11 protein-coding genes are annotated in these 10,695 nt (G+C 68.6%); 8 read left to right on the forward strand and 3 right to left on the reverse strand.

Annotated elements, in window-relative coordinates:
- Positions 1-114: 114 nt before the first annotated feature.
- The 3 genes from BST14_RS26370 to BST14_RS26380 are packed head-to-tail and all read right to left on the reverse strand — an operon-like array spanning position 115 to position 3,223.
- Positions 115-1,128, reverse strand: a complete 1,014-nt coding sequence (locus BST14_RS26370) for a zinc-binding dehydrogenase (protein ID WP_083067246.1) — start codon at positions 1,126-1,128, stop codon at positions 115-117.
- Complete coding sequence (locus BST14_RS26375; protein ID WP_083067247.1) at positions 1,128-2,315, reverse strand: LLM class flavin-dependent oxidoreductase; 1,188 nt, start codon at positions 2,313-2,315, stop codon at positions 1,128-1,130. The genes BST14_RS26370 and BST14_RS26375 overlap by 1 nt, the downstream gene beginning before the upstream one ends.
- Positions 2,312-3,223, reverse strand: a complete 912-nt coding sequence (locus BST14_RS26380) for an alpha/beta fold hydrolase (RefSeq protein WP_142279625.1) — start codon at positions 3,221-3,223, stop codon at positions 2,312-2,314. Before BST14_RS26380 ends, BST14_RS26375 begins: the two co-directional genes overlap by 4 nt.
- A 155-nt stretch (positions 3,224-3,378) precedes the next feature.
- On the opposite strand from BST14_RS26380, the gene BST14_RS26385 reads away from it, so the two are divergent.
- The 8 genes from BST14_RS26385 to BST14_RS26425 form a co-directional block, all read left to right on the forward strand.
- Positions 3,379-3,813 (forward strand): VOC family protein, encoded by a 435-nt coding sequence (locus BST14_RS26385; RefSeq protein ID WP_083067257.1) that lies wholly within the window; start codon positions 3,379-3,381, stop codon positions 3,811-3,813.
- A gap of 266 nt (positions 3,814-4,079) precedes the next feature.
- Positions 4,080-6,509 carry an ATP-dependent zinc metalloprotease FtsH gene (ftsH, locus tag BST14_RS26395; protein ID WP_083067250.1) on the forward strand — a complete coding sequence of 810 codons (2,430 nt, stop codon included), beginning with the start codon at positions 4,080-4,082 and terminating at the stop codon, positions 6,507-6,509.
- Positions 6,510-6,525: 16 nt separating this feature from the next.
- Entirely contained in the window at positions 6,526-7,140 is a 615-nt protein-coding gene (gene folE, locus BST14_RS26400; protein WP_083067251.1) for a GTP cyclohydrolase I FolE, read from the forward strand.
- On the forward strand, positions 7,137-7,988 hold the full coding sequence (gene folP, locus BST14_RS26405) for a dihydropteroate synthase (RefSeq protein WP_142279624.1): 852 nt from the start codon (positions 7,137-7,139) through the stop codon (positions 7,986-7,988). Before folE ends, folP begins: the two co-directional genes overlap by 4 nt.
- Positions 7,981-8,382 (forward strand): dihydroneopterin aldolase, encoded by a 402-nt coding sequence (gene folB, locus BST14_RS26410; RefSeq protein WP_083067253.1) that lies wholly within the window; start codon positions 7,981-7,983, stop codon positions 8,380-8,382. Before folP ends, folB begins: the two co-directional genes overlap by 8 nt.
- On the forward strand, positions 8,379-8,924 hold the full coding sequence (gene folK, locus BST14_RS26415; protein WP_083067254.1) for a 2-amino-4-hydroxy-6-hydroxymethyldihydropteridine diphosphokinase: 546 nt from the start codon (positions 8,379-8,381) through the stop codon (positions 8,922-8,924). The genes folB and folK overlap by 4 nt, the downstream gene beginning before the upstream one ends.
- Positions 8,924-9,400, forward strand: coding sequence for a DUF3180 domain-containing protein (locus BST14_RS26420; RefSeq protein WP_083067255.1), 477 nt, complete (start codon positions 8,924-8,926; stop codon positions 9,398-9,400). The genes folK and BST14_RS26420 overlap by 1 nt, the downstream gene beginning before the upstream one ends.
- Before the next feature lie 122 nt (positions 9,401-9,522).
- The coding region (locus BST14_RS26425; RefSeq protein WP_083067256.1) for a DUF6779 domain-containing protein at positions 9,523-10,695 on the forward strand (1,173 nt) is incomplete at its 3' end.

Below are 10,695 nucleotides of genomic sequence, written 5' to 3' on the forward strand. Positions count from 1 at the left end.
CAAGCACTGACCTCAATGATCTATCTGACCCTCGGCGGAATCCACCCACAGCTACCCACGAGAAGGTGAGGAGCCGCACATGCGTTCGATAATGCCATGGGGGGCCGACAGCCGTCAGGGTGTCACGAGAATCTTGCAGTGTCGCTCGGGGTCGGCCAGCTCGTCGAACGCCGCGCCCACCGCATCGAGGCCGACCTCGCCGGTGATCAGCGGGCTGACGTCGATGTCGTCCTCGGCCAGGGCGCGCAGCGATTCGCCGAACTCATCGGGGGTGTAGGCGAGCACGAATTGCACGTTGATCTCTTTGGCGATCGCGAAGAACGGATGCACCGTATCGGGCTGCATGCACACGCCGACCACCACCAGGCGGGAACCGGGCCGGGCCCGAAGCATCACGTCGTCGATGATGCCGGGCACGCCGACCGCCTCGAACACCACCGCGGGTTTGACGGTGTCGAAGGGTGAACCCTGCGCCGGATCCAGAGTCTGATGGGCACCGATCGCGGTGGCCAGCTCGCGCCGTTTAGGTGAAAAGTCCGACGCCACAATGGTTTCAACACCTTTGGCCCGCAGCGCGGCGATGACGGCGATCCCGATCGGCCCGCAGCCGAGGACCAGGGCCGTCTCGCCGGGCGTGATGTTGGACTTGTTGACCGCGTGCAGCCCCACCGCCATCGGCTCGGTGAGTGCGGCGTGCCTGAGGTCCAGGCCGTTGGGGATGGGCAGCAGCAGCGGCACCGAGAGCAGCATCCGTTCGGCGTAGCCGCCGACGGTGCTGTTGCTGTAGACGATCGGTTCGACGCCCTTGGCGGACAACAGCACCGGCAAAGACGTCACCATGGTGCCCGGCGGATGGGTCTCGGTGTCCGGCCCGGCTTCGAGTATCTCGGCGCTGAATTCGTGACCCATGAAGACGTCGTGGCTCAGGTCGACGTGCATCCCGCCCGGGCCGCCCGCCACCCGCTCGCTCATTTCCAGCACCTGGGCGCCGTGGGCGGCGAAATGTAGGTCGGAGCCGCAGATTCCGCATGCCCGCACGCCCACCAGCACCTGACCGGCCTCCGGTATCGGTTCGGGCACGTCGTCCCGATAGATCATGTGCCCGTCGCGCAACACTGCCGCGCGCATCAGTGCACCGCGTCTTTCTGCTCGTCGACGTGCTCGGTGATGGCCTTGACCACGGCCTCACCCGCCCGGCCGATCAACTGGTCGCGCTTGGCCTGCGCCCAGTCATGCGACGAGCGGGACGCTTCGAGCTGTCGTTTGAAATGCGGAATCACCTTGCGTGCCATCAGGTCATAGCTGTGGTACGTCGCCTGTGGTGAGGCCCAGTCGTGGCCGAGCAACAGCAGCGTGCCGAAGCCGCCGGAGCGGTCGAGCAGGTCCTCGATGTGCGCGATGGCGTCCTCAGGCGTGCCGATGCAGCAATTGCCCTTGGCCGCGTAATCGGCGGCGAACTCGTGTGGCGTCTGGGTGCCCTGCACGCTGTTGGCCAGCGGCACAAACCCTGCGGCGCCAAAGTAATTCGCGAAATCCTGTAACCCGTAGGTGCAGTCGTCGATGGCCTGTTCACGGCTGTCGGCGATGTGCATGATGCTCAAGACGCGCCAGTCGGCGCGGTCCGGCTCGTCCCGGCCGGCCTTGGCGGCCTGTTCGCGCACCACGTCCCAGGTGGTCTCCAAGGCGGCATAGCCGCCGGGCACCGACATCGACAACGACAGCAGCGAGGTGCCGAGCGCGCCGGCCAGTCGCGGCCCCGACGGTGAAATCATTGCCGCCGTGGCGATTTCGGGGTAGGGCCAGGTGTAGGGCCGGATGTGCAATTGCGCGTCGCGCAGGGTGAACCAGTCGGAGTGCCGGTCGATGCGTTCGGTGGGCGCGGCGCGGAACAGCGCGAGGATCGCCTCGAGCGACTCCTGCATCATCCGGCGCTGCTCGATCGGGTCGATGCCCATCATGTAGGCGTCCGACGGCAGGGCGCCGGGCCCGGTGCCGAACATCACCCGGCCGCGGGTCAGGTGATCCAGCAGCACCCAGCGATCGGCCACCATGAGCGGGTGGTGGTAGGGCAGCGACACCACCCCGGTGCCCAGCCGGATGTGTTTGGTCCGCTCGGCCGCCGCGGCGATGAACACCTCTGGACAGGCGATCAATTCGTAGCCGCCGGAGTGGTGCTCGCCGAACCACGCTTCGTCGAATCCGAGCCGATCCAGTGCGACGACGCGTTCCATGTCGTATTCCAGTGCCACCGTGGGAGATTGGCCGACGGGGTGAAACGGCGTGATAAAGACGCCGAAACGCAGGGGCGCGCTCATTGCAGTTCCAATCCGTTGAGAAATTCCAGTAGGGCCGCATTCACCTCGTCGGGGCGCTCCTGCTGCAGCCAATGCCCGGCCCCGTCGATCATCACCTCTCGGTAGGGGCCGGAGATCGCGTCGGAGGCGCGGTCGGTGCGGGTGAACGACAGGACCGGATCGGCCGTCCCGCCGATGAACAAGCACGGGACCGAGATCTTCACGCCGTCGAGTTCGGGGGTGGTCTCCCAGTTGCGGTCGAAGTTGCGATACCAGTTCAGCCCGCCGGTGAACCCGGTGCGGGAAAACTCGGCGATGTAGTGGTCCAGCTCGTCCTGCGTTATCCAGTCCGGCAGTCCGTCCGGCTCGGGAAGGCGGTCGACGAAGCCTTCCGGCCCGGGGGTGGCCATCCGCACCAGCGCATCCTTGCCGTCGGTTCGCAGGCTGCCCATCATGCGACGGATCACCCGTGCGGGATCGGCGTTCAATTCGGCGTCGGCGACACCGGGTTCCTGGAAGTACAGGATGTAGAAGAAGTTCTCGCCGAACATCTTGCGCCACGCCTTCGTCGGCGCCACGTGCGGGCGCGGCGTCACCGGCACGCTCAGCGCGGCGACGGCCGCGACCCGGTCCGGGTGCAGCAGAGGGGCGTTCCACACCACGGCGGCACCCCAGTCGTGCCCGATCCAGACGGCGCGCTGGGCGCCGACGTCGTCGAGCAGACCGACCAGGTCGGCGGTCAGCTGATGAATGTCGTAAGCCTCGACGGCGTCCGGACGATCCGAACCGCCGTAGCCGCGCTGATCGGGCGCCAGCACGTGGTAGCCGGCGTCGGCAAGCACGGATATCTGGTGGCGCCAGGAGTAGGCCAGCTCCGGGAAGCCGTGCGCCAGGAGCACCACGGGCGCCCCGCGGTCGCCCGCTTCCATCAAGCGCAGTTGCACACCATTGGTCTCTACTAACCGTTCGGTTAGGGGCACCGTCTCACCAAAGCACAACGGTTGCTGGCTGAGAAGGCCCCGAACCGGTTCGGCTTGTCCGAATAGCGGCCCCGATGGGTCGAAAGCCGGGGATACTCGAATCGATGCGACTGGACCATGTGGTGCTCTGGACGAAAAACCCGCGGATCTCGATGGACTTCTACACCCGCGTCGTCGGCCTCGAGCCCGTCCGGTTCGACGAATTCGAGACCGGCGCCGCTCCGTTCCCAAGCGTGCGGATTTGCGCGGACTCCATCATCGACCTGATGCCCGTCGAAAGCGTCTCGGCCACCGAGGCTCTGACCCGCCTCGAGGGCAGCGCCGGGCACCCGGTCAATCACGTCTGCCTGGCGCTGTCGAAGGCGGAATACCAGGCGCTGGACCGGCGCCTGCAGGCCGAAGGTGTGGACACCAGCGCGCGGCTGAACCAGAGCTTCGGTGCCCAGGGGTGGGCGCCGCAGGGGTACTACTTCGCCGATCCGGACGGCAACGTGGTCGAGGCCCGCTATTACGAGCAGTCGGGAACTGCCGGTCGTTAACTGAGAGGACGGCGGAGACCCGTCCCCCGCAAGCGGGCGGCACCCCGGCGCCCGGCTCTGCCGGAGCTGGCGATCTCCGCTGGGCACCATGGCGGAGACCCGCCGCGCCCCGGCTCTGCCGGAGCTGGCGATCTCCGCTGGGCACCATGGCGGAGACCCGCCGCGCCCCGGCTCTGCCGGAGCTGGCGATCTCCGCTAGCGGTAGCCTGGACTTTTCCAGCTGCGTGTATATCGGGGAAGGACCTGGCCGGCAAGGCCGATGATTGATGAACCGGAAAAACGTGATTCGCACCATCACGGCAATCGCTGTCGTGGTGCTGCTCGGTTGGTCGTTCTTCTATTTCAGCGACGACACCCGCGGCTATAAGCCCGTCGACACCTCCGTGGCGATGTCCCAGATCAACGGCGACAACGTCAAGAGCGCACAAATCGACGACCGCGAACAGCAATTGCGATTGACCCTGAAGAAGGGCAATGGCGACACGGACAACTCCGACAAGGTCATCACCAAGTTTCCCAGCGGCTACGCGGTCGACCTGTTCAAGGCGCTGAGCGCCAAGAACGCCAAGGTCAGCACCGTCGTCAATCAGGGCAGCATCCTGGGCGAGTTGCTGGTCTACGTGCTGCCGCTGCTGCTGCTGGTGGGGCTGTTCGTGATGTTCTCCCGCATGCAGGGCGGCGCCCGGATGGGCTTCGGATTCGGCAAGTCGCGCGCCAAACAGCTCTCCAAGGACATGCCCAAGACCACCTTCGCCGACGTAGCCGGCGTCGACGAGGCGGTCGAGGAGCTCTACGAGATCAAGGACTTCCTGCAAAATCCCGGCCGCTACCAGGCGTTGGGCGCCAAAATCCCCAAGGGCGTGCTGCTCTACGGCCCGCCCGGGACCGGTAAGACGCTGCTGGCCCGCGCGGTGGCCGGGGAGGCCGGGGTTCCGTTCTTCACGATTTCGGGCTCCGACTTCGTGGAGATGTTCGTCGGCGTCGGCGCGTCCCGTGTGCGCGACCTCTTCGATCAGGCCAAGCAGAACAACCCCTGCATCATCTTCGTCGACGAGATCGACGCGGTGGGCCGCCAGCGCGGCGCCGGCCTGGGCGGCGGGCACGACGAGCGCGAGCAGACGCTAAACCAGTTGCTGGTCGAGATGGACGGGTTCGATCCGCGCGCCGGCGTCATCCTGATCGCGGCCACCAACCGGCCCGACATCCTGGACCCCGCGCTGCTGCGTCCCGGCCGCTTCGACCGGCAGATTCCGGTCTCCAATCCGGACCTGGCGGGCCGCAAAGCGGTCCTCGAAGTGCACTCCAAGGGCAAGCCGATCGGACCGGACGCCGACCTCGCGGGGCTGGCCAAGCGCACCGTCGGCATGACCGGCGCTGACCTGGCCAACGTCATCAATGAGGCCGCGTTGCTCACCGCCCGCGAGAACGGCACCGTCATCACCAGCGCCGCGCTTGAGGAAGCGGTCGACCGGGTGATCGGTGGGCCGCGCCGCAAGGGCCGCATCATCAGCGAGCAGGAAAAGAAGATCACCGCCTACCACGAGGGCGGGCACACGTTGGCGGCCTGGGCGATGCCCGACATCGAGCCGATCTACAAAGTGACCATCCTGGCCCGCGGCCGCACCGGGGGCCACGCGGTGGCGGTGCCGGAGGAAGACAAGGGCCTGCGGACCCGCTCAGAGATGATCGCGCAGTTGGTGTTCGCCATGGGTGGGCGCGCCGCCGAGGAGCTGGTCTTCCGGGAGCCGACGACCGGCGCGGTGTCCGACATCGAGCAGGCGACCAAGATCGCCCGCGCGATGGTCACCGAATTCGGAATGAGCTCCAAACTCGGTGCGGTCAAATACGGTTCGGAGCACGGCGACCCGTTCCTCGGCCGCACCATGGGAACGCAGGCGGATTATTCACACGAGGTCGCCCGCGATATCGACGACGAGATCCGCAAACTGATCGAGGCCGCCCACACCGAGGCCTGGGAGATCCTCACCGAATACCGCGACATCCTCGACACTTTGGCGGGCCAGCTGCTGGAAAAGGAAACCCTGCACCGGGCCGAGCTGGAGAGCATCTTCTCCGGTGTCGAAAAGCGGCCCCGGCTCACCATGTTCGACGATTTCGGCGGCCGCATCCCGTCGGACAAACCGCCGATCAAGACCCCCGGCGAGCTGGCCATCGAGCGCGGCGAGCCGTGGCCGCCGCCGACCCCCGAGCCGGCCTTCAAGGCGGCCATCGCCCGGGCCAGCGAGGCGGCCGCCGCCGCGCGCCTGGACGCCGATCGAAACGCCAACGGCAGCAACGGTTCCCATGGCGCTCAGGGAGGCGGTAATCGCCAGGGCGAGCCGCAGGGGCCCACCCAGCCCGACTACGGGGCGCCGGCCGGCTGGCGCGCGCCGGGATGGCCGCCGCAGCAACAACAGCCGACTTACTGGCATCCGCAGCCCGGGCAGCAGCCCTATTGGCAGCAGCCGGCGCGCGGCTACCCGGGCCCGCAGGGCTATCCCGGACCGCAGGCCCATCCGGGTGGTCAGCAAAGTTATCCCGGTCAGCAGGGGGGAGCGGGTCACCCCGGTCAGGCGCACCCGCCGTACCCGCCGTATCCGCCGTATCCACCGCCCGGCCAACCCGCTCCGGAGGGCGGGTCGCCCGACCGGCAGGATGACGACGTGAGCCGGTCCAACCCGCCGGCTCACGGCTGAGCAAACGGAGGATTCGATGGCCTTACGCGGTTTGGGGCCGAATACCGCGATGCCCGCGACGGGCGCGTTCGATCAGGAGCGCGCCGAGGCCGCGGTCCGCGAGTTGCTGCACGCGATCGGCGAAGACCCCGACCGGGACGGCCTGCGCGAGACGCCGGCGCGCGTCGCGCGCGCCTACCGCGAGATGTTCGCCGGGCTTTACACCGATCCCGACAGCGTGCTGAACACCATGTTCGACGAGGACCACGACGAACTGGTGCTGGTCAAGGAGATCCCGCTGTACTCCACGTGTGAGCACCACCTGGTGGCGTTCCACGGCGTGGCCCACGTCGGCTACATCCCGGGCAACGACGGCAGGGTCACCGGCCTGTCGAAGATCGCGCGGCTGGTCGACCTCTATTCGAAGCGGCCCCAGGTGCAGGAGCGGCTCACCAGCCAGATTGCCGACGCCCTGGTGAAAAAGCTCAACCCGCGAGGCGTGATCGTCGTGGTCGAGGCCGAACACCTGTGCATGGCGATGCGCGGTGTCCGAAAGCCAGGAGCGGTCACCACCACCTCCGCGGTGCGCGGCCTGTTCAAAACCAACGCGGCTTCTCGAGCCGAGGCGCTCGACCTGATTCTGCGTAAGTGAGTCCGGCGCCCGTGCAGGTAATGGGAGTTCTGAACGTCACTGACGATTCGTTCTCCGACGGCGGGCGCTACCTCGACCCCGACAAGGCCGTGGCGCACGGGTTGGCCCTGGTCGCCGACGGCGCCGACATCGTCGACGTCGGGGGAGAGTCGACCCGGCCCGGCGCCACGCGGATCGACCCCCAGGTCGAAACCGCCCGGGTCATACCCGTCGTCAAATCCCTTGCCGCACAAGGCGTCACCGTCAGCATCGACACCATGCACGCCGACGTCGCCCGCGCCGCGCTGTGCGACGGAGCACGCATCGTCAACGACGTGTCCGGCGGCCGTGCCGATCCCGCGATGGCGCCGCTGCTGGCCGACGCGAAAGTGCCTTGGGTGCTGATGCATTGGCGATCGGTGTCGGCCGAGCGTCCGCATACGGTGCCGCACTACCGGGACGTGGTGGACGAGGTGCGCGCCGAGCTGCTGGCCAGCGTCGACGCCGCGGTGTCCGCCGGTGTCGACCCCGGCCAGCTGATGATTGATCCCGGATTGGGATTCGCCAAGACGGGACAACACAATTGGGCATTGCTGCACGCTCTGCCGCAGCTGGTCGCCACCGGCATCCCGGTGCTCCTGGGTGCGTCGCGCAAACGGTTCCTCGGTACGTTGTTAGCCGGGGCCGACGGTGCGCCGCGACCGCCCGACGGCCGTGAGACGGCGACCGCGGTGGTTTCGGCGCTGGCCGCCTTGCATGGCGCCTGGGGGGTGCGCGTGCATGACGTGCGGGCCACGGTCGATGCCCTCAAGGTGGTAGCGGCCTGGACCGGCGGGTCGCACACGGAACTGGCTGGAGACAATGGCTGATCGAATCGAATTGCGCGGCTTGAAAGTTCGCGGGCAACACGGGGTCTTTGACCACGAGCGTGCCGACGGTCAGGATTTCGTCGTCGACATCACCGTGTGGATCGACCTCACCGGCGCCGCCGCCAGCGACGAACTGGCCGACACCTACGACTACGCCGCGCTGGCCCGGTTGGCCGCCGACGTGGTGGCCGGCCCCGCGCGCAACCTGATCGAAACCGTCGGAGCCCAGATCGCCGACCAGGTGATGGACGACGAACGCGTGCACGCCGTCGAGGTGGTGGTGCACAAGCCGCAGGCTCCGATCCAGCAGCAGTTCGCCGACGTCGCGGTGGTGGTGCGGCGGTCGCGCCGCGGCGGCCGCGGGTCGGTCATTCCAGCGGGCGGGGCCCTATGACCCGCGTGGTGCTGTCGATCGGCTCCAATCTGGGTGACCGGCTGGCCCGGTTGCAGTCCGTCGTCGATGGGCTGGGGGCGGCGGTGCTCGCCGTGTCACTGGTGTACGAGACCGACCCGTGGGGCCGGGTGGATCAGGCGCCGTTCCTCAACGCGGTGGTGCTCGCCGACGACCCGTCGTTAGATGGGCAGGGCTGGCTGCGCCGTGCGCAGGAGTTCGAGCAGGCGGCGGGCCGGGTGCGCGGGGAACGCTGGGGGCCGCGCACCCTCGACGTCGACCTGATCGCCTGCTACGACCCCAACGAGGTGATTTCCCGGGAGAACAACCTGACGCTGCCGCACCCGCTGGCCCACCTCAGGGCGTTCGTGCTCATCCCCTGGCTGGATGTCGAGCCGGACGCGCGGCTGACCCTGGCCGATGGTTCGCAGCCGGTCGTGGGCCTGCTCGCCCAGCTGGACGCGGCCGACCGGGACGGCGTTCGGCCGACCGGCCTGACCCTTTGGCTGAAGGGGAAGCCGGCCGATCGGGGGCCGACGCCCTGATGGGACCCACCCGCAAGCGTGACCTCACCGCCGCGGTGGTGGGTGCCGCGGTGTTGGGATACCTGCTGGTCAAAGGCCTGTACCGGTGGTTTCCGCCCATCACGGTGTGGACCGGGCTGTCGCTGCTGGCGATGGCCGTCGTCGAGGCGCTGTGGGCGCGCTACGTGCGGGCCAAGATCAGCGAGGGCGAAATCGGGTCCCGCCCGGGCTGGCTGCATCCGCTCGCGGTGGCGCGCAGCCTGGTGGTCGCCAAGGCCTCGGCCTGGGTCGGCGCGTTGATGCTGGGCTGGTGGGTCGGCATCCTGGTGTACTTCCTGCCCCGCAAGTCCTGGTTGCGGGCCGCCGCCGAGGACACCACGGGGACCGTGGTCGCGGCCGTCAGCGCGCTGGCACTGCTCGTTGCCGCGCTCTGGCTACAACATTGCTGCAAGTCCCCGCCGGATCCGACCGAGCACGGCGAGGGCGCGGAAGGTTAGGCGGCACCGGGATTGCCGGCGGTGACCGGCACCTCAACCCGGCCGGCCCGGCGACCCACCCGGGTGAGAATCGCCGGAGCCACGCGACACGCGGATTGACCTCGCGCAGGTACTCTCAGGCCATGACCGTTCTGTCCCGCGGCGCCCGGGTTCGGCGCGGCGGCCGCAGGCCGGGGTGGGTGCTCTTGACCGCGTTGCTGGTCCTTGCGATGGGGGCCAGTTCCGCATTGGTTTTCACCAATCGGGTGGAACTCCTCAAGCTCGCTGTAATCCTGGCGCTGTGGGCCGCAGTCGCCGGTGCCTTCGTTTCCGTGCTCTATCGCCGCCAAAGCGACGCCGATCAGTCCCGGGTCCGCGACCTCAAGCTGGTCTACGACCTACAACTGGACCGGGAGATCTCGGCCCGGCGCGAATACGAACTGACCGTCGAGTCGCAGTTGCGCCGCGAGCTGGCCTCCGAGCTGCGCGCTCAGGCCGCCGACGACCTGGCCGAGTTGCGCGCGGAGCTTTCCGCCCTGCGAACCAGCCTGGAAATCCTGTTCGACACCGATCTGGCGCAGCGCCCGGCCCTCGGGGGAACATCCGAGGCCGAGCCGCAGCCGGAGCGCGCGTACAGCGAGTGGGATCGCAACGGCGAGAACCCGCGTGACAACCCGGTGGACTGGGTGCCCAGTGATCGTGTGACGTCGATGCCGCAAGACAACTCCGGTCGCGCCGACGACGCCATCATCGACGTGCCCGAAGAACCGCTGATACCGCCTCGCCAGCAGCCGCCGCCCCGGCGCGAGCGGGTCCGTCACCAGCACGAACCGGCCCCGGATCCCGCCTACGTCGAGGACCCCCCGTACGCCGCGGAGTCTCCGTACGCGCGGCCGGCGCAACAGCGGTTCGAGCCGCGTCAGCAGCCGTCACCACCGCCGGCGGCCGCGCGGTTCCAACCGGAGCCGCAGCCCGAACCCGAACCGCAACCCGAACCCGAACCCGGGCCGCAGGCGCATTGGCCGGGCCAGGGCTGGCAGCCGGCCGCCTCGGAAGGGCAGTGGTTGCCGCCCGAAACGCCGGGCAGCAATTGGGCCGGCGGCGATGCGCCCGGCGAATCGTCCGGCGGACGGCGCCGCGCGCGGCATTCGGGCGTCGACGACGAAGCCTGGGATGGCCTGCCCGTTGAGCCGGTGCCGCCCGCGCCGTACGGCGAGTCCGGTCGCCGGGCGCGGTCGCGCCATTCCGCGGAGTACCGCGACTACGGTGTGCGCAATTTCCCGCCCGCCGATGAGGCCCCGGCCGCGCCCGGCGAC

This window comes from Mycobacterium arosiense ATCC BAA-1401 = DSM 45069, from assembly GCF_002086125.1.
Taxonomy (GTDB): domain Bacteria; phylum Actinomycetota; class Actinomycetes; order Mycobacteriales; family Mycobacteriaceae; genus Mycobacterium; species Mycobacterium arosiense.

Coding starts and splice junctions, on each gene's coding strand:
- folB (WP_083067253.1), top strand. CDS start 7,981: ATGGCTGATCGAATCGAATTGCGCGGCTTGAAAGTTCGCGGGCAACAC.
- BST14_RS26385 (WP_083067257.1), top strand. CDS start 3,379: ATGCGACTGGACCATGTGGTGCTCTGGACGAAAAACCCGCGGATCTCG.
- BST14_RS26370 (WP_083067246.1), bottom strand. CDS start 1,128: ATGCGCGCGGCAGTGTTGCGCGACGGGCACATGATCTATCGGGACGAC.
- BST14_RS26420 (WP_083067255.1), top strand. CDS start 8,924: ATGGGACCCACCCGCAAGCGTGACCTCACCGCCGCGGTGGTGGGTGCC.
- folE (WP_083067251.1), top strand. CDS start 6,526: ATGGCCTTACGCGGTTTGGGGCCGAATACCGCGATGCCCGCGACGGGC.
- folK (WP_083067254.1), top strand. CDS start 8,379: ATGACCCGCGTGGTGCTGTCGATCGGCTCCAATCTGGGTGACCGGCTG.
- BST14_RS26375 (WP_083067247.1), bottom strand. CDS start 2,315: ATGAGCGCGCCCCTGCGTTTCGGCGTCTTTATCACGCCGTTTCACCCC.
- ftsH (WP_083067250.1), top strand. CDS start 4,080: ATGAACCGGAAAAACGTGATTCGCACCATCACGGCAATCGCTGTCGTG.
- BST14_RS26380 (WP_142279625.1), bottom strand. CDS start 3,223: ATGGAAGCGGGCGACCGCGGGGCGCCCGTGGTGCTCCTGGCGCACGGC.